This is a genomic window from Priestia sp. AB, from assembly GCF_028369225.1.
GTDB lineage: Bacteria > Bacillota > Bacilli > Bacillales > Bacillaceae_H > Priestia > Priestia megaterium.
Window position 1 is genome coordinate 427,210 of sequence record NZ_JAQMYN010000005.1, and the last position, 19,083, is coordinate 446,292.

Annotated in this window: 21 protein-coding genes; 15 read left to right on the forward strand and 6 right to left on the reverse strand. The window is 36.8% G+C overall.

Features of this window, described 5'->3' with window-relative positions; translation table 11 throughout:
* Window positions 1-337: 337 nt before the first annotated feature.
* A complete protein-coding gene (locus POF52_RS18190) occupies window positions 338-1,012 on the reverse strand; it encodes a class I SAM-dependent methyltransferase (protein ID WP_074894068.1) in 675 nt (224 codons plus the stop codon).
* Window positions 1,013-1,143: 131 nt separating this feature from the next.
* Between POF52_RS18190 and POF52_RS18195 the strand changes: the two genes are divergently transcribed.
* Together POF52_RS18195 and POF52_RS18200 are read left to right on the forward strand one after the other, a co-directional pair.
* On the forward strand, window positions 1,144-2,013 hold the full coding sequence (locus tag POF52_RS18195; protein WP_013082041.1) for a LysR family transcriptional regulator: 870 nt from the start codon (window positions 1,144-1,146) through the stop codon (window positions 2,011-2,013).
* Between the two features lie 32 nt (window positions 2,014-2,045).
* Entirely contained in the window at window positions 2,046-2,399 is a 354-nt protein-coding gene (locus POF52_RS18200; protein ID WP_271993851.1) for a DUF4181 domain-containing protein, read from the forward strand.
* A gap of 24 nt (window positions 2,400-2,423) precedes the next feature.
* Here POF52_RS18200 and POF52_RS18205 read toward each other — a convergent pair whose 3' ends face one another.
* The 4 genes from POF52_RS18205 to POF52_RS18220 form a co-directional block, all read right to left on the reverse strand.
* Window positions 2,424-2,609, reverse strand: coding sequence for a hypothetical protein (locus POF52_RS18205; RefSeq protein ID WP_075421376.1), 186 nt, complete (start codon window positions 2,607-2,609; stop codon window positions 2,424-2,426).
* A gap of 125 nt (window positions 2,610-2,734) precedes the next feature.
* Window positions 2,735-3,667, reverse strand: a complete 933-nt coding sequence (locus POF52_RS18210) for an aldo/keto reductase (protein ID WP_271993855.1) — start codon at window positions 3,665-3,667, stop codon at window positions 2,735-2,737.
* A gap of 184 nt (window positions 3,668-3,851) precedes the next feature.
* A complete protein-coding gene (locus POF52_RS18215; RefSeq protein WP_271993856.1) occupies window positions 3,852-4,565 on the reverse strand; it encodes a suppressor of fused domain protein in 714 nt (237 codons plus the stop codon).
* Window positions 4,566-4,713: 148 nt separating this feature from the next.
* Window positions 4,714-5,424: a M50 family metallopeptidase gene (locus POF52_RS18220; protein WP_034653933.1), complete on the reverse strand. Its 711-nt coding sequence runs from the start codon at window positions 5,422-5,424 to the stop codon at window positions 4,714-4,716.
* A gap of 203 nt (window positions 5,425-5,627) precedes the next feature.
* Between POF52_RS18220 and POF52_RS18225 the strand changes: the two genes are divergently transcribed.
* From POF52_RS18225 to POF52_RS18280, 12 genes are all read left to right on the forward strand, one after another.
* Window positions 5,628-6,827 carry an amidase gene (locus POF52_RS18225; protein WP_176584946.1) on the forward strand — a complete coding sequence of 400 codons (1,200 nt, stop codon included), beginning with the start codon at window positions 5,628-5,630 and terminating at the stop codon, window positions 6,825-6,827.
* A complete protein-coding gene (locus POF52_RS18230; RefSeq protein ID WP_016763301.1) occupies window positions 6,824-7,708 on the forward strand; it encodes a fumarylacetoacetate hydrolase family protein in 885 nt (294 codons plus the stop codon). The genes POF52_RS18225 and POF52_RS18230 overlap by 4 nt, the downstream gene beginning before the upstream one ends.
* A gap of 197 nt (window positions 7,709-7,905) precedes the next feature.
* The gene (gene galE / locus POF52_RS18235; RefSeq protein WP_047931778.1) at window positions 7,906-8,886 is read left to right on the forward strand and encodes a UDP-glucose 4-epimerase GalE; all 981 of its coding nucleotides are present in this window, start codon (window positions 7,906-7,908) and stop codon (window positions 8,884-8,886) included.
* Window positions 8,887-9,115: 229 nt separating this feature from the next.
* Window positions 9,116-9,298 (forward strand): DUF3973 domain-containing protein, encoded by a 183-nt coding sequence (locus POF52_RS18240; protein ID WP_013055747.1) that lies wholly within the window; start codon window positions 9,116-9,118, stop codon window positions 9,296-9,298.
* Between the two features lie 205 nt (window positions 9,299-9,503).
* Complete coding sequence (locus tag POF52_RS18245) at window positions 9,504-9,893, forward strand: PepSY domain-containing protein (protein WP_271993862.1); 390 nt, start codon at window positions 9,504-9,506, stop codon at window positions 9,891-9,893.
* A 258-nt stretch (window positions 9,894-10,151) separates the two neighbouring features.
* Window positions 10,152-10,841 carry a hypothetical protein gene (locus POF52_RS18250; RefSeq protein ID WP_098525447.1) on the forward strand — a complete coding sequence of 230 codons (690 nt, stop codon included), beginning with the start codon at window positions 10,152-10,154 and terminating at the stop codon, window positions 10,839-10,841.
* A complete protein-coding gene (locus POF52_RS18255; protein WP_271993866.1) occupies window positions 10,834-12,447 on the forward strand; it encodes a DUF6792 domain-containing protein in 1,614 nt (537 codons plus the stop codon). Before POF52_RS18250 ends, POF52_RS18255 begins: the two co-directional genes overlap by 8 nt.
* A complete protein-coding gene (locus POF52_RS18260) occupies window positions 12,448-12,810 on the forward strand; it encodes a hypothetical protein (RefSeq protein ID WP_271993868.1) in 363 nt (120 codons plus the stop codon). It abuts the gene before it with no gap.
* Window positions 12,811-12,916: 106 nt separating this feature from the next.
* Window positions 12,917-13,603, forward strand: coding sequence for a hypothetical protein (locus tag POF52_RS18265; protein ID WP_271993871.1), 687 nt, complete (start codon window positions 12,917-12,919; stop codon window positions 13,601-13,603).
* Window positions 13,604-13,694: 91 nt separating this feature from the next.
* On the forward strand, window positions 13,695-14,393 hold the full coding sequence (locus POF52_RS18270; protein WP_271993873.1) for a hypothetical protein: 699 nt from the start codon (window positions 13,695-13,697) through the stop codon (window positions 14,391-14,393).
* A gap of 197 nt (window positions 14,394-14,590) precedes the next feature.
* Window positions 14,591-15,364 (forward strand): EAL domain-containing protein, encoded by a 774-nt coding sequence (locus tag POF52_RS18275; protein ID WP_271993875.1) that lies wholly within the window; start codon window positions 14,591-14,593, stop codon window positions 15,362-15,364.
* 203 nt (window positions 15,365-15,567) lie between these two features.
* On the forward strand, window positions 15,568-17,541 hold the full coding sequence (locus POF52_RS18280) for a sensor domain-containing diguanylate cyclase (protein WP_271993877.1): 1,974 nt from the start codon (window positions 15,568-15,570) through the stop codon (window positions 17,539-17,541).
* A gap of 24 nt (window positions 17,542-17,565) precedes the next feature.
* Here the strand turns inward: POF52_RS18280 and POF52_RS18285 are convergent, their stop codons facing one another.
* Window positions 17,566-17,880, reverse strand: a complete 315-nt coding sequence (locus POF52_RS18285; RefSeq protein ID WP_013082054.1) for a winged helix-turn-helix transcriptional regulator — start codon at window positions 17,878-17,880, stop codon at window positions 17,566-17,568.
* A gap of 289 nt (window positions 17,881-18,169) precedes the next feature.
* Between POF52_RS18285 and POF52_RS18290 the strand changes: the two genes are divergently transcribed.
* Window positions 18,170-19,021, forward strand: coding sequence for a GRP family sugar transporter (locus POF52_RS18290; protein WP_014461263.1), 852 nt, complete (start codon window positions 18,170-18,172; stop codon window positions 19,019-19,021).
* Window positions 19,022-19,083: the final 62 nt, after the last annotated feature.

A 19,083-nucleotide genomic window follows, 5' to 3' on the forward strand; every position in this document is an offset into this window, starting at 1 on the left:
ATCTAGGGGATTCATATTTACATAAGCATCACATCCTTTCCAGTTCTTCATTTACGTGTAAAGAAATGAAAGCGTTATACAGATTGTTTTGTAATCATATTGTAACATGGTTGTATTTTTTATACCATAAAAAGACATAAAATAGTATAAAAATACTTTATATGGGTTTTATGTACAAAAAATTCAAAAGTTAAGGAGAACGAAGCTATTATTAGATATACGAAACTGGAAAAGAAGTATGCGTAGTTTTGTGGAAATAGATAAATATTCTTATTCGAATATAGGGAGGGAGAGAGTAAAAAAACTACTTGCAAAGAGACAAGTAGTTTTTAAACCGTTATTTTTGAGCATACATTACAACAAAATTAAAAAATTTATAAATGCAATCCACTGTGCTGAACCCGCTTGCTGTTAACCAATTTAACTGATCATGTAGGGTTGCCATTTTATCTAACTTTGTACGTTCATGAGCAGCCTCAATTTGCTCATGAGTTAACCCGCTTGCGGCAATTCGTTCGCTCCAGTCTTTTTTATATAACTCTTCAATAATAGAAGAATGTCCTAATACTTGATCAGCATTAATAAATATTCCTCCTGTATGCAGCAAATCATAAATTTGTTCATACAGCTTGTGTTTTTGTTCGTCTTCTAAATGATGGATAGCAAGTGAAGAAATCACAATGTCAAATGAGTGCTCAAATTTATAGCTTGTTATATCTGATACGATAAATTCTATATGCTCTTCATTTTTAAAGCGTTCCTTTGCTTTTTCAAGCATTTGATCTGAGACGTCAATCAACGTGAAATGCGCATCTGGGTACTTTTCTTTAATAAAAGAAGAAAACAAGCCTGTACCTGCTCCGATATCAAGTATGCGAAGCGGCTTTTTTGAAAAGTGAAGAAGCGAAACGGGAATAGAATAAAAATCAAAAAAACAAGGAATGAGTTTGCGGCGCTGCTCATCATACTGAGAAGCATGAGCATTAAATTTTTCTTTAACGTTATTTTTCATTTTTACAGCTCCTTTATTTGGTAATATGGAGATACATATATCGTATAGAAGTTTGATAGAAAAGAAAATAAACAAAAATAAGCAGTATTGATTCCAGTTTGTTATGAATAGAAAGAGATGGAGAGAAGAAAATGGAGATCAAATGGCTAAAAACATTCATCATAGCGGCTTCTTATGAAAATTTCAGACAAGCGTCTGAAGATTTATTTTTAACGCAGCCTGCTGTATCAAAGCATATTCAGCGACTGCAGCAAGAATTAGGAAATGAGCTTTTTGAAAAAAAAGGTAAATATATCGCGCTGACTGAGGCAGGACGCTTTTTTTTGCCTCATGCTCAAAAAATGGTGAGAGCATATGAGGAAGGAGTAGGGGATTTTAAGTTATGGAAGCAAGGATATAACCGAAAGTTGACTATATCCGCTGCTCCTCAAATAGCAGCATCCGTTTTGCCGAGTCTAATCAAACAATTTGTAGAGAGATATCCCCATATTGAAGTCACGGTTAATATCACAAATTCGTTTCAGGTGGGAAAAGACATCAGCGACAGAAAATCAGATGTTGGATTAACAAGGATGCTTCCGGGTCAGGCAGACGTTTTTTATGAGTTAATTCATAAAGAAAAAGCAGTCTTAGTCGCCCCGTTTTCTGTAGGAGCAAGTACGGAACAGGAGCTGTTAACTTCCTACCGGCTGCTTACGAATAATCATCCTGTTTATTGGGAAGATTTACTCCTTCAACTCAAGGCTTGTTATCCTCACATTCAGCTGCTTCCTGTGACGCAAGTAGAAATTACAAAGCGCTTTATTGAAGAAGGTTTAGGCGTATCTTATTTGCCATTTTCTATGGTGAAAAAGGAAGTTGAAAATCAAACGTTAAGCGTAATTTCACAGCAAAAAATTATTCGGCCTTCTTCACACACGTATATCGTAACAAAAGGCGAAACAGAAGAAATAAAGCAGTTTAAGCACTTTGTAGCTGAGACCTTAACAGAAACGAGCTGAAATGATACCATAAAAAGGAAGGAGAGATGACGATGTATATATTAATCATGCTAGTAGCAGCAGCAGTCGTAGTAGATTTTATTTTAAGAAAAGTGCTTGATATACCTCGCAGCAAATTTTGGGGCAAATATGAGTATGAAAGTCTAGCTTTAGAACGTTGGGACAAATATGTAATGGTAGCTTTTGTTCTTTTTCTGATATTGGATATGGTTTTTATGGTTGTAGAGCCTTATATCGTATCTTTCCTATTCTTAGTCGTGAATATTTTGCTGAAAAGTATAGATGAATGGAAATATAAACAAGAAACAAAAGAATACGTAACAAGCTTTGTACAGATGGGATTCTTCTTTACGGCTTTTGTTCTATTAGCCAGCGGAAGGATATAGAAAAAGAGGTGAGACATAACTACATTAATCCAATCTGAAAACGAACAAATTGGATATATGAAGCTGAAACGCTTGTGACACCGCTGTTGATTTCCGTGCAAGACTTCGCTTTCCGCGGGCGGCTGGTGAGCCTCCTCGTCGCTGACGCTCCTGTGGGGTCTCACCCCTTCCGCTTTTCCCGCAGGAGTCTTCGTCTTGCCCTCCAATCAACAGCTAAGAGCAGCTAAACGTATGAAACCTACGTTCACCATAATAATAATAAAACCGAACAATCAATCGTTTCGATTGATTGTTCGGATTTCCCTTCAGCTATTTTGTCCGAGCCTCTTTTTATATTATTTAAAAATATGATCAATGTCTTTAATTTCGGAAGAAGTGAGCTGAACATCTAATGTTTTTAAGTTATCAAGTACTTGTTCAGAGCGTTTTGCCCCTGGAATTAATACATCAATTGAATCGCGCGTTAAGTACCAAGCCAGAACAAGATGAGCTACTTCTACGCCTTTTGCGCTAGAGATTTGACGAAGACGCTCTACTTTTTCTAGATTTTGCTGAAATGCTTCCCCGATAAAATGAGGCATATCTTCGCGCAGGTCATTAAACTTTGTGTTTTTATCGTATTTCCCAGCAAGTAAACCAGCAGCTAGCGGGAAGTATGGAATAAATGAAATGCGGTTTGCAGCCGTATAAGGTAAAATATCGTTTTCTGCTTCTCGCTGAATTAAGTTATATTGGCCTTGTACCACGTCTACATAACCATCTTTATTTGCTTCTTTTAACTGATCTAACGAGAAGTTTGATACGCCAATAGAACGGATCTTACCTTCATCTTTTAGTTCTTTTAACGCACCAACCGCTTCGTCTTTTGGTGTGTTTTTGTCTGGGAAATGAATATAATACAAATCGATATAATCTGTTTGAAGGCGTTTTAAGCTATCTTCAACTGACTGTTTTAAAAACGCAGGAGAGTTGTCTAGCAGTACCTCATCTCCAACAATTTTATGTGCTCCTTTTGTGGCGATAACCGCTTCTTCACGATTTCCACGTTCTTTTAGCACTTCACCAATTAGTTCTTCAGAACGTTTTGGACCATAAATGAACGCTGTATCAAGGAGGTTTATGCCATTATCTAGCGCCTTATGAACAAGGTCTTTGCCGACTTCTTCGTTCAGGTTAGGATATAAGTTATGTCCTCCTACAGCGTTTGTTCCAAGTCCAATAGGATTAACATATAATTCGGATTTTCCAATCTGTACTTTTTTTGCCATGTCTAACGTCCATCTCCTTTTTTCTATCTTCTTTTTTACTATAGCAAAATATACCATGAATCAAAAATAGTACGCTCATATGAAAAGCAGCTTTAAAAAAGTATGTGAACTTGAGTTACATGTAAATAAGGAGTATATTCTACAGGGCTCTATTTCAATAGCAGAAATAAAAAAAGAACCTCTTTTAAATAAGAGATTCTCTTTTAGTCATGGTAATATGATAACTTTTTGACAGCTGAAATGTTTCAGCAAGCTGCCTGCGTCCTTGAGCTCCTTGTTCGCGTACATACTCTAATTCGTTTGGTGTAAGAAGCTTCATGCTAATCAGTTTAATAGATTCATAAGGTAAAGAGAGGCTAGCTGAAACAGAAGGAGACTGAACGCCTAGCAATACACCAATTTCTCCATTTTCATTTACAAAATGAGACGGTACGTCCAAATCAGTAAATTCAATTGAAAGAATATCGTGCTTCATGAATAGTTCTAGCATATTAGGATGAGCGGCAGCATTTTGACTCATTTGATAAAGAAGGTCAAATGCCCAGTGATCCTGGATATCAGATAAAGGTCCGCGCAGAGCTTCATCATCGCATTCCATATAGAATTCTAATCCTTTTCCTTGCTTTCGGCTCTTTTCTTCGGGTGATTGAAACGGATCGGACAAGCCGTCGCTTGCGAGAATAACCGTCTCTGTTTTTTGAACGCGAATAAACGTTTGACGTCCAGATGGCCAAGCAGGCCCGCCAAAAAACATGGGATTTAACAAATGAGTTAATACGTCTCCGTCTACATGTCCAATTGTGTTCCAGTAGTCTTTTCTTTTTGAGATTGATTCCTCAAGAACACGCTCTGCTTCTTTTTCCTGCTTCTTTTGCTTCCACTTTAAAAATAATGACAAGTATCCCACACCTCTTTACGACTTCATAGTACCCAATATATACCTCATTAAGGGAACTCGTAAACCATTATTTAGTGCATGAAAGTAAATTATTCCTTTAAATTATAAAATACCCAAATTTTTCTTAGGAAATCATAGAATTTTGTCTTTAATAAATCAGTTGAAAAATTAAGTAAGCCACGTACACGGCCTGTGCGAAAAATAAAAAACCCCAAAAGCGTGCTGAAAGATGGGTAAGCTGCTTTAAACTCGTAGCGTCACCTGCATCGTGTGGATATTTGATGCTTAACACAAAAATAATAAAGGCAGAAAATAGAGATTCTACAAGTAAGAGTGCACCAACAAACATCATGCTGTAGCGCGTAAGCTGTGGGTCTTGTAAATAATAAATACCTCCGAGGATCAAACCGATAGAAAAAAGCCACACAATTCCGTATCCGTTACGTACCCAAAGCAGTAAATTAATAACAACAACACTTCCTAACCCGTAAAAAAGCCAGTCGTAGTGATGGTGAACGAGCAGGTAGAAAAACAAATAAGCCATTGCTGAGCTGAACGGGTAGCCGGCTAAAGCAATAATGACGCGCGGCAGCCATCCACGGGATCCCGCGTAGGTGGCAGTCACAGCTACGCCTTCATTATTGGTATAAAGCTCAATGCGATTGACGCCTTTTCCGACAATAAGCCCCATTAACGCGTGGCCGTCTTCATGAAACATCGTATTTAAATTTGAAAAATAACGTCCAATATGCCGAAGCAGCTGATTAATGCTAGGAGCAAATGAACCTATAAAGGGAATGCCTCTTGTTAGCACAAAAGCTAATAAAATAAATAAGAAAAGCGTAGTAGATTGTTCCATCGCGATAGTCCTTTTCGTAAAATGATATGTTTCTACTTTACTCGCAAACGTGCTAAAAGGGAAATGAAACGGCTAGTTTCTCTAGGAAAAGAGAGGCTGGAAGATTTACATAATATTAATGTTAACAGACCTGACACATTCATTGACCAGCTTATTCCAAATTTTATATTCTAAACAGATATAAGAAATGAGGAGATGATTGAATGAAAGATACGTGGAACGCATTTGTAGACAGTGACCTTTACGTACCTCCAACGGGAACGGGAATGTTAAATAACTTGAGTTTTGCGTTAAAAGACGTATTTGATGTACAAGGACATATATCAAGTGCGGGAAATCCAGATTGGCTCGCCACGCATCAGCCTGCAAGTGAACATGCAGACGTAGTAGCTGCTCTTTTAAAAGAAGGAGCTGCACTAAAGGGAGTTACGCATACTGACGAGCTTATGTACGGATTAAATGGAGAAAACGCGCATTACGGAACACCCGTAAACCCAAAAAGCGCAGATCGAATTCCGGGAGGTTCTTCAAGCGGATCAGCGGTTGCTGTCGCAGCGGGAATAACTGATTTTGCGATTGGAACAGATACGGGAGGATCGGTTCGAATTCCTTCAAGCTACTGCGGTATTTTCGGGTATCGCCCTTCTCACGGACGCATTTCTACAAACGGTCTGATTCCACTTGCTCCAAGCTTTGATACAGTTGGTGTAATGGCTAGAGACGGCCACACTCTGCAAAAAGTAGGAGCGGTTTTATTGAATTCAACGTCGCGTGCTAGTGGATTTACACGGCTGTATGTGCCAACAGATGTGATGGAACTTGTGGATGAACAAAGCATGCGAGCTCTTGCGCCGTCTATCAACCACGTAATGGAGTCTTTCTCTACTATAGAAGAGATAGCGATTGCTCCTCAGGGTTTTTCTACATATATGGAAACCTTCCGTTTGCTGCAAGGAAAAGAAATCTGGCAAACGCACGGAGAGTGGATTCAAAAAGAAAACCCAACGTTTGGAGAAGACATTGGAAGCCGCTTTCAATGGACCAGCACTCTTACATTATTAAATATGAATTATATAGAAGAAAAGCGTCGTGAACTTCGCTATTTTATGTACTCAAAGCTTGGGGAAGAAGGAATATTAGTCCTTCCTACAGCTCCAGGACCCGCGCCTGTAAAAGATGCAAAAGGACCGGAGTTAGAAAACAGAAGATTGCGAACACTTCAAATGACGTGTATTGCCGGCCTGAGCGGTCTTCCCCAAGTTACGATACCTGCAGGAGAACTAGACGGTTTGCCAGTCGGTTTATCTTTTATTGCAGGATACAACCAAGATGAAAAATTATTAAATTGGGTAAAAGAAAACAGCGGTCGTATCATTCAAGCATCGGTAAGGAGCGTATCATGAAGTTAGTAAATATAATAGAGCAAGGGAAAGAACAAGCAGCTATTTTAGATAATGACAGCATTCTGCTTATAGAAGATATCAATACTAAATATTTAACAAACTGGTCTACAACAATTTGGGATCTTATTCAATATAAAGAACTTCGCCACCTTGAAACATGGTACGCTCATAACAAATTTGGTATGAACAGCTCTTTTCCCTTACTGCACTTGCAGGGCAGAAAAACAGCTCCTATCATTAGTAATCCGTCGAAATTGTTAGGCATTGGGTTTAATTATGCGGCTTCTGAAGAAAAACTAAAAGACTACAACCGTGCCATTGATCCAGTTAGTTTTTTAAAACCCGCAACCGCCATTATTGGACCAGATGACAGCATTCGTATTCCAAAGCAGTCCTACAAAACAACGGCTGAAGCGGAACTAGCGGTGGTAATCGGTGAAACGTGTAAGGATATAGAGCCAGATGAAGCCATAAACGTAATTGCTGGTTATACGTCAGCAATTGACGTAACCGCAGCTGATATTCATGCGGCGAATCATCGTTACTTAATGCGAGCGAAAAGCTTTGATACATTTTGCAGTATAGGCTCAGAATTTATTACAAAAGAAAGTATATCAAATGTGAAATCACTTCAAGTGCGCACATTGCTAAATGGAGACATGCAGCATGAAAATATAGTATCAAATATGATTTACGACATCGCATACTGTGTTTCATTTTTCTCAAAAGTCATGACGCTGCATCCAGGTGATATCATTCTAACAGGAACGCCGGGACCCGCTGTTATTGAAGACGGGGACTGTATTGAATGCCATATTGAAGGCATGCTTCCATTAAAAAATAAAGTGAAAGATATGAAGAAAGTGCCTCAGCAAATCTAAGAAGAAAACCCGTTGCCTACACGCACGGGTTTTTGAGCAGAAACGAATATCTTCACACTCAGTTCACAATTAGTAGATATACTAATTAAAAGAGACAGCTGCGGTATCATATACTGAAAAATGAAATATTTACAAATGGAAAAGAAACGGGTACGATATCTGTAGCGATACTTAATAAAAAGGAGCTGACTGACAGTATGATTTTAGTCATCGGAGGAGCAGGCTATATCGGAAGCCACCTAGTAAAAGAATTAGTGAAAACAAATGAAGTTGTGGTGCTTGATAATCTATCAACGGGTCATCGCTGGGCAATCGATGAGAAAGCGGTATTCGTAGAAGGAAATCTAGGTAATGAGAAAGATTTAGAAAGCGTATTCACAAATCATAAAATTGATGCTGTCATGCATTTTGCTGCTAATAGTTTAGTAGGGGAGTCAGTAACAGATCCTCTTAAATATTATCAAAACAACGTAGCTGCGACGTTAACCCTTTTACAAACGATGATGAAGCACAATGTGAAAAAGTTTATTTTTTCATCTACTGCTGCTACATATGGGATTCCTTCTGTAGATATCATCACAGAAGATACGGCAACAAACCCAATTAATCCGTACGGACGTTCAAAGTTAATGATTGAACAGATTCTAGCTGACTTTGCAAGTGCTTACGATATGGAATATGTGGTGCTTCGTTACTTCAACGCAGCGGGTGCTTACGAAACAGCAGAAATTGGCGAGTGCCATGATCCTGAAACGCACTTAATTCCAATCATTCTTCAGCACCTTCTTGGTGAACGTGAAAACATCTCTGTATTCGGCTCAGACTACGATACTGCAGACGGAACGTGCATCCGTGACTACATTCACGTAACGGACCTAGCGAATGCTCATATTTCAGCGCTTCAAGCATTGTTAGACGGCTCGAAGAAAACAGCAACGTACAATCTTGGAAACGGCCTTGGCTACTCTGTAAAAGAAGTGATCGAAACGTGTGAAAAAGTAACTGGTAAAAAAGCGAATGTTGTAATGGCAGACCGTCGCGCTGGAGATCCGGCACGCCTAGTTGCATCTTCTGATAAAATTCATGCAGAATTAGGCTGGAAAGCGCAAATTTCATTAGAAAAAATCATCGCATCAGCTTGGAACTGGCATCAAAACAGCGCAAAAGTAACAAATTAATAAAAAAGCCTCTTTTCTTTTTGAAAGAGGCTTTTTTATTACGATTAAACTGATTTATGTTCTAAATAATCATTTTTAAAATCCAGTGTTTTAGCCCACAGATAAGCCTTCTTCTTTTCGGACATTTTCCCTAAACAAGCACGACTTTTATTCTTTTCCATATGATGTAGGTAAATATACCACTCACAACTATCCCCGTTTATAAAATAGTCCGCAAGGAGGTTATGATATGTATTACTGTGTAAGATGCTCCAAATTTCATGACGAACAGGAAAAAGAAAACATCTTTCAAAATGGTTTTTACATTGATCCCTATTTGCTTCAAAAAGTCCATCTAGGCATGTGCGTCCACAAATCCCCATCAATCAAACAAATGAGAGCCGTAGAACGATTCGAAACGAAAAAAATGTAGAATTCACATTCACCAATAAGAAGCTAGATCTAACCAGGTCTAGTTTTTTCAGTGAATAACAGCTTTCTTCAGCTATCTTTCATGTAATATTAAGATAAATTTAAGACAAGCCCGCTATACTAGTTAGTAGACGTATACATAGGGTATGGTACGTTAAGAAATTGAAACAGCAGTCCGTTTTATAAACTAGAAAGGATGGCGTCAAATGATTTCTGAAAAACGATCTCTTTTGTTGAAAGAACAAGCAAAGCTTCTCGCATTAAAAGAATATAAAGGCATTGTCAAATCCATATCGCTGAGTAAAATACTCACTCTTCCTATTTATATAGTAGACATCCTTACGTTAAACGGAGAAGAGCACAAAGTAAAAATTAACGCCCAAACCGGCAGTATTTTGAAAGAAAAAACGATTCCTTTAACTAAAAGTCGTGCAAAAGCATACGTGTTAAGACAGCATAAAGGCATTATCGAATCGGTTGTTCTTGCTAACAAGCAATACGAAATTGTGATTCTTGGACTTGATGGAAAAACTCACAGCGTAAAGATTGATGCTGAAATTGATGTGCTGGCACAAGAAGAGCGAAGCGTTCAGTAAATGGCTTATATTATGTAATCAACCTCACTTTTTTGAAAGTGGGGTTTTCTTTATTGAGAGAAATTATTAATAAAGGTAACAATAATAAAACAAGAAACGGTTATTTATTTAAAAGAAAGGGTAAGTGATAGTGAAAAATAACCACTTCCTAATTATGGTTCTTTGATTCGTTCTGCTTATGACTCTCCCATTATAAGTATGATAGTATCGAACATGTATAAAACATAGGTTATAACATAACTAAAAGGGTGTGCGACAATGAAAAAACGTACGAAGACCATTATTGCAGTCATTGCAGGAGCTGCTATTTTAATAGGAGGAATATGGATGATAAACGAAAGCCGATACCCAAACGTCCCTGCTTTTGATGATCACTTTACGCGTGAATTCTTAAACAAAGATAAAAAAGTGGACGATGGGTTTTATGAATTTAAGTCGAAGACCGGGCAGTATACGATGTGGTTTCCGGAGGATTTTGCAATAGCTAATGACGATGGTCAGGGCTATTCAAATAATGAACAAAGTTACGAAGATTGGAGAGCTTTATCAAATAAAAAGGAAAAGGGAGAGAACTTAATAGGTCAATTAAACCTGAAATTTTTTGAACGGAGTACTAAAGATGAAGCAGTCTTTGTGGAAGCTACTTTTAAAAGGCGATTTCATGTTAATGAACCACACATAATAGAAACGAAAAATAAAAAAATTTACTATGATAGTGCCTATACTTATTTTAAGGGTACGGAGGAGAAAGTAATTAAGAATAAAAGTAATTACATTTCTAATACATATGTTGGTTACGTAGTTGACAAACATTCAAATAAGACAATTGAAACATCTTACGATTTTATAGGAGATGAATTATCAAAAAGTAACGGAGAAAAAATAAACGAGGATTTTTTAAAAATGTTAAAAAGTATTAGATTTGCAGGGAACATCAATTATGAGTAAAGGTCCTTTGTTAGATGAAAATGTAAGAAACAAAATAACTCAACTTGAATATAAAGATTTGTCAGGAAAAGAAGATAAAATAAGGATGATATATAAGAAAGAGACTGGAAAAGAGCTTCCGGAATTTAAAATCTATTCAAGCAAGGATATGAAGATTGGAAAAAAATCTGGTTTTGATGGAGCAGCTATTCATTTTTACGACAAAAAGAATAAAATAAACCAAATTTATTATATTTTTAGAGGAACAGAGCCTGCAAAAGATTTTGGAGATGTAGTGTATGATGCTTTAGGGATTGGTGCAGGTAAGAAGAATAATCAGATACAGGATGCGAAAGAAATGTATGACCGCATCGAAAAAAAAATAGAGAAATCTGATTTAAAAGTAGATAGATATGGTGACGGACATTCTTTAGGTGGGAATTTGATAGTGACTCTTGGGCTTATAACAAAAAATTTCAAAGATATTCGAGGCCTAAATGATGCTCCAGTAAACGTTAAGCAATTAATGAAAATAGATGCTCAATTCGGTAAATATGTTTTTGCGAAATCTGGGGGAATAAAAGATATCCCTCCAAAAGATGTGGTGAATTTGGCTAATGTTTATTACAAAAAACAAAAAGCTACCATTAGCCATACCTGGGTGAAAGGTGAACCAATGCATGCGCAATCTTTTCCCGGTAGTTGGTATGCAGGAAATAAAGTAACCATGCTTGGAGATTTGGATACAGAAGAAATGATTAACATTGGAAAATATCCTTTTCAGAAAGAAGCAAAATGGAACCCAGTGTATATGATAGACCAATTTCGCTATAATCTTGGAGTAAAAACGATACTAGGTGGCTTAGGCTTTGTTAATGATCGTGTAAAACAGGAAACGCTGCTCGACCTTCCTAATAAGAGTGAGCAATACCTTGAGCATATAAAAAAGTATCCTTTTCTACATTTAGATGAGATTAAAGCTGGAGTTGCTCTAGGTGCAGCAGGTGGAGTTAATTTACTAACTAGTCCTGGGGGGTTCTCACAGGTTTATAAAGGAATATCTCAAAGAGACCAAGCAAAACTCCACGGAATTAATTACGTCGTCAAATACACAGAAGCTAATGCTATGAAGACGTATTATCAGGTTTTTGATTCAGGATCTCAGGAAGAAATCTTGCTAGATTATGAACAAATGAAGAAGTTTATTTATTACTGTGCTAATGCCATTAAAGACAAAGAAGCAAACTTAAATGCGCTAAAGCAGTATTTACATAGTGAAATTAACGAAGTCTTCGAAGCTAAGAAGAAAAAGTTAAAAATGAAGATATCAAGAGAAGAAGCTTCTCCTCAGTCATTCATGGAAAAGGCAGATAAAGACGGCGCTACCCTCGCATGGTTTGGACAAAAGCGTGTGGCTGAAAAAGTGACGTTTGACAAAACGTTTGACCCGCTAGACGATAGTGTATTTACCCCTGTTGAAGAGATTATTTCTTCTATTCAAGAGGAAGTTACATACTATCAAAAGTTTCTTGAAGCGTTCTTCCAAAATTTCGAGAAGATGATGGAAGCTGACGAATCGGTAGCTTCAGATATTAAAAGCATGAAAGAAGTAGTAGGGGGGATTTAATTGTTTGATTTTGATTTTATACACACAGGAACAACGAGTGGTAAATATACGTTCCAATTTGATAGTGATGACTTTAAGGACGAGCAGGCAAAAAGGATTAAAGAGTTAATCAAAAAGGATCAAGAAGTGAATGAAAAGCTTTGGCATGCTAAAAGCTATTTAGAAAACCAAACGGGTGAGTTTGCGGATGCGGTTAAAAGTAAATTAGAAGCAGCTGAGCGGGGATATACGCTAAGGGCTCAGCAGTATGATACTGGAGCATTTCAGCATATTATGAGTTTTATGCATTCTGTTAAAGATATGCATAAGAGAGAGTACGAAATTCGATATAAAGAATCAATGGATGAAAGTGAATTAACATAAGGGATACTGCTATTCCTCAGACAGTGGTCTGAGGAATTTTTATATGTTAAATAATTTACATTAAGTCCTATTTATTTCAAAAGAATAATAAAGGGAGTGTATGACAATGAAAAAACGTACGAAGACCCTTCCCGCAATCATTACAGGAGTTGCTATTTTAATAGGCGGAATATGGGGCATAAACGAAAGTCGCTATCCCAACGTTCCAGCTTTTGATGATCACTTCACGCGTAAGTTCTTGAACAAAGAAAAAAAAGTGGACGATGGGTTTTATGAGTTTAAGTCCAAGACAGGGCAGTATACGATGTGGTTTCCTAAAGGGTATCAGCTTATAAAGGAGAACGGAGAAGATTACGTAATAAACGGTAATTCTTATGAAAGATGGATAGCGAAAGAGGTGAATAACAAAGCTGGAAATGCTGGGGGAAGTTATATCGAAATGACATTTTCAAACGCAAGAAAGGCTGAAAATGAATTCTTTACTGTAGAAAATATGTTTAAAGAACAGCTAAATATTACTAAGCCTAATACGTTTGAAACTTCTAGTACAAGAATCTACTATGATTCAGCTTATACATATTTTAAAGGAACACAAGAAGTAATTATGCATCCTAATAAAGAACATGCTTCAAATACATATATAGCATATGTAGCGGATAAACATTCTAATAATGCAATTGAACTGTGGTTTGATAAAAGTGAAAAAAGCAGAAAGAATGATGAAGTAGCAGAGAAAAAATGGTTCCTAGCAATATTAAAAAATATTAAGTTCCGTGAGGGAAATGAAGCTTAATAAAGCTCATGTTGAACGATAATTTAAGAAATAAATCAATTTAACTTAAATACCAAAACCTATCTAGTAGAAATAAAGAGGATGTGCAGCTATGAAAAAAAGGACGAAGATTATTATTGCAGTCCTTGCAGGAACGGTTATTTTAACAGGAGGAATATGGCTAATAAACGAAAGCCGTTATCCAAATGTCTCGGCTTTTGATGATCACTTCACGCGTAAGTTCTTGAACAAAGATAAAAAAGTAGACGATGGTTTTTATGAGTTTAAGTCAAAAACTGGGCAGTATACCATGTGGTTTCCAGAGGAGTATCGATTAATACATGAAAATGATGAAGATTATGTCGTAAGTGGAAAAATATACGAAAGATGGGTAGCAGCTTACACCAAAGAGCATAAAAAGGAACATCAAATTAATTCTATCAGTTTAAAATTTTCAGAAGGAAGAGATCCAGAAGATGAATCTTTTAGCGTAGAAAGTCTTATGAAGAATCGTTTTAATGTAAGTGAACCAAAGGTAATAGAAACTTCTAATACTAGAATTTACTATCAATCTGCTTACATTTATTTTAAAGGACCCGAGAAGCATGTGATAAATGACAGTAAAGAACATGTCCCAAATACATACGTAGCCTATGTGGCTGATAAGGAATCGACAAAGGTCATTCAATTATCAATGGAACAGGTTGGAGATTTTATAGAAGATAGTAACTTGGAAAAGAATACATGGGTTTTAAATATGTTGAAGAGTATCCATTTTAAAGCAGAAAATAACGGAGATGCCAGGAGATGAAAAAACATACTAAGACTATTATTGCAGTCATTATAGGAATAACTATTTTAATAGGCGGGGGATGGCTAATAAATGAAAGCCGCTACCCAAATGTTCCAGCTTTTAATGGACAATTATCTGTTTTTAGGATATATTTTTATAAGTTTAGGTTATGGAAGAAATAGTATATTGAAAACGAAAGGTGATTAAACGAAAGAATGGATGCTCATGTTTTAAAGGAACTGACGTATGAAGACTTTCAGTTTGTATATCAGCCTATTTATGCGTTGAATTCGTGGGAGACGCTGGGTTTTGAGGCTTTGCTGCGCATAGCTTTCGCAAAAGGGCAGATTGAAGAGTTATTTTCACTGGCAAGACGCCATAATTATTTGTACAAGCTTGATACGATGGCAATTGAAGGAGCGATCAAACACTTTCCGTTTGATGTGTTGAAATCACAGGATGTATTTATCAATGTGTTTCCATCTACTCTTCTCCATCCGCATTTTCAGCTGTTTTTAACGTATCTGTTGAACACCTATAAAAATGCGAAACATCGTATTGTATGGGAGTTAAATGAAACGCTTCATGAAAAGATTTTATGGGAATCACCTGCTCTTTTTGCCCGAGTAATGAGTTTGAAAGAGGCCGGTTTCAAAATTGCGATTGATGATTTTGGAGCAGGGGCTGCAGCGATGAGACAAGTGAGCATGTACGAACCTCACTATATGAAACTGGACCGAAGCTATGCTGAAGGGCTAGCCGACTGCAAGCAAAAGAAAGATCTGATTGATTTGCTTGTTAACTATTATCCGCATACGAATCTCATTTTAGAAGGCGTTGAACGAGATAAAGATTTAGCCGCAGCGATTTCGTTAAACCTACATGCTGCTCAGGGCTATTTACTGGGCACGCCGCAGTCGATCTCTTCCCACTTAACTTATAATAAGTACCGCAGTTTATTCAGACGAGAAAGGCTTCTGCACTCCTAAAACATATACTTCACTAAATAGATGATGTATTTTAATATATAAATAGGTAATTAGACCTAAAGGTGATATAGGTATCTAAAATTATTAAAAAATTATGAGGTTTTATGCGGTAAAGCAGACGTGTTTGTTTGGAATAATGAGTGAATTACATATAGAAATAAAAGGTTCAATGAAAGTTCAAAGGCAGATGGAGGATATTTAGTATGTATAGTGAAGGGGTATTCCAATTTTATTTTATGAATATGCCGCAGCCTGTTATTTTAATTCAGCAGGAAAAACATCAGCTATATTATAAAGAATGTAACAAAGCAGCTCAGCAATTCTTTGACAAAATGGAAGACAAGATAATCAATAAAGAAGAAAATCTGCTTTTTTACACACTTTGTGAAAAAGCTATTGTCACGAAAGAACCGATTCAATATCAATACATACAGCTTTTTCAGCCCGACCGGCATGCATATGAAGTAACATTTACCCCTCTTTTTAATCAAGCGACAGCCCCTTCACATGTCCTTGTCATGGCTCAAGAAATTCATTATAAAAAAACGCAGGAAGAGAGCACGCGCTTACTCGATGCGTTTTTAGAAAACACGGTAGACGCCATTTTAATTGCTGATTGTGATGAGAAGGTCTTAACAGTCAATGGAGCATTTGAAAAGCTATTTCAGTGGAGAAAAGAAGAAGTTATAGGAAAAAGCCGTCAAGAGATGAACATCGTGTCAAAGAAAGAGGAAAAAGAAAACCTTAAATTAATCGAAGAATTAAAAAATGGCAAGACGCTGCCTCCTTATGAAACAGTCAGGTACACAAAAAGCGGCGAAAGCGTGTGTGTATCTGTCAGCTGTTCACCGATTTATGATGATCAAAATCAACTGGTCGCCTATTCGGTGATTTACCGAGATATTACACCGATTAAAAAGTTAGAACTGGAGCTTATTGAAAGTAAACAGTGGTACAAGTCGCTGTTTACAAATCACCACCACGCAGTTTGTATGCTGGATATGGACGGTACGATTTTAAATATTAACAGCGCATTCTTAGAAACGCTTCAGCTTTCTGCAAGCGATGTGCTGCACCAAAATTACCGAGATATTGCTAAAAGGCTGGGAGTCTGTAATTACAAGTCTTGGAATGTATATGAAGCAATCAGCTACAGCACAGAGCTAACACTTCGTAGAAGTCAACATTCCGCACAGCACGTGTACATTACAACCATTCCTGTCAAAGTAAATGATCAAACGGTTGGTGCTTACGCAATTTTACACGATATTACGCCTCAAAAAGAAGCAGAAGAACAGCTGGCTTATGCAATGAAAGAACTTGAAAATATAAAATATGCGCTTGATGAATCAGCTAGCGTTATGATTCTAGATGCAAATGGAACTATCACTTATATAAACGATATGTATATACGTTATTCAGATTATCAAAAAGAAGATTTATTGGGAAAGTATTATCGAGATGCAGGGCTTCGTCATGATCTTTCTGAGCTGCGTGAGACAATAAAAAGCGGAAAAGTATGGCGAGGGGAGCTTGAAATGTGGACGAAGCATAATCAGTTATACTGGGTATCGAACACAATTGTGCCGTTAAAAGATATAGACGGAAATATTACTTATTATGTCTCGATTCATAATGATATTACAGAACAAAAAGCGCTAGAAAATAAACTTCATTTTGAAGCCACTCACGATAGTTTAACAGGTCTTCCCAACCGGGCGATGTTATTAAAAGAGTTAAACAAAGTGATTGAAAAAGCGCAGCAAAAAAGCGATGAGTTTTTTGCACTTTTGTTTCTCGACTGTGATAATTTTAAGCAGATTAACGATGAATATGGCCATCATATAGGCGACGAATTTCTAAAAGCATACACGAAGAGGTTAAAAAGCTGTGTGAGGAAAGGCGATCGCATTTATCGTTTGGGCGGAGATGAGTTTATCATTATTTTAAACGTAACAAATGGACGAGAAATTGAACAAATTGCTAGGCGAATCCACGTATCTCTTCAGCAAAGCTGGAATGTACGGGGCTATTGCTTGCGTACAACAACTACCATCGGTGTCTCTATTTATCCAGAAGACGGAGAATCGGCTGCTTTATTATTAAAAAATGCAGATGATGCGTTATATAAAGGAAAAAGAGAAGGGAAAAATAATTATATCCTCTACCAAACGTAAAAAAAGCCTCCAAAGAGGCTTTTTTTATTTTATCCATGTTTTTGCCCACTTGCTGACGGGGCCTAAGATCGTACCAAGCTCTGATCCTTTTTTAGTTAAGATATATTCAATACGAACCGGACGTTCAGGAATAACGTGCCGGATTACAATGCCTTCTTCTTCTAACTCTTTCATTCGTTCGGTTAACATTCGTTTACTTAAAGAAGGAATGCTGCTGTGAATTTCACTAAAGCGTTTAGGACCGCTCATCAGGACATAAATAATTAATCCATTCCATCTTTTTCCTATTATATCAAACGTTTTCCACACTTTTGGACATAACTCATCAAATTCATTCATTCATGCCACCTGCTTTATTGTATATAGGATATTAAAAGTAACTCTTATATTTTTATTATATACTAGCATTTGGATAATGAAAAGGCTATCTTTTTTTATTTTCAAAACTTTCAGTAGCTTGGAAACGCTGTATTGTAAAGTTTTTAAAAAAAGTCACAGAATCGACATATTATTATTGACGTATCAAAAAAAAAGGTCTAAGATTGGTTACATAAAGTTACCTAGTTAAATAAAAGGTACTTTAAATTTACAATTACATCAAGAGTTTGAGAAAGAAGGTTAGTATCAAATGGATATCCTTTTGGCTATTCTTCCTGCGATTTTCTGGGGAAGTATTGTCCTGTTCAACGTTAAATTGGGCGGAGGTCCTTACAGTCAAACGCTTGGGACTACAATTGGTGCGCTGATCTTTTCAGCCGTTATTTACTTCGTAGTTCATCCCGTATTGACGCCGCTTATTTTTATTGTCGGAATCGTTTCAGGATTATTTTGGGCAGTTGGGCAAAGTAATCAGTTGAAAACGATTGATTATATTGGTGTTTCAAAAACCATGCCAATTTCAACTGGTATGCAGCTTGTGACGACATCATTGTTTGGTGTTATCGTATTTCACGAGTGGTCAACAACAACAACCGTTATTTTAGGCGTGTTAGCTCTTATTTTCATTGTTATTGGTATCGTGCTAACATCACTAGAAAGCGAAAAAAACCCAGAGCAATCTGGACAATTCAAAAAAGGGATTATTACCCTTATTATTTCAACAATTGGATACTTAGTGTATGTAGTTGTCGCTCGTTTATTTAATGTAGACGGATGGTCGGCGCTATTCCCACAAGCTATTGGTATGTTAATTGGTGGACTTATACTTACTTATAAACACAAACCGTTTAATAAATACGCAATTCGCAACATTATTCCAGGGCTGATTTGGGCAGCTGGTAACATGTTCTTATTTATTTCTCAACCTAAAGTAGGGGTTGCAACAAGCTTCTCATTATCACAAATGGGAATTGTTATTTCAACGCTTGGCGGTATCTTCTTACTTGGAGAAAAGAAAACAAAGCGTCAGCTTATTTCAATTACGATTGGTATTGTGCTCATCATTTTAGGTGGCGTATTCCTCGGAATGGCTAAAAGTTAACGTTTACGTAAAAGTTAATGATAGTATGTATGAATAAATGAAAACACTAGGAGGATTTTATT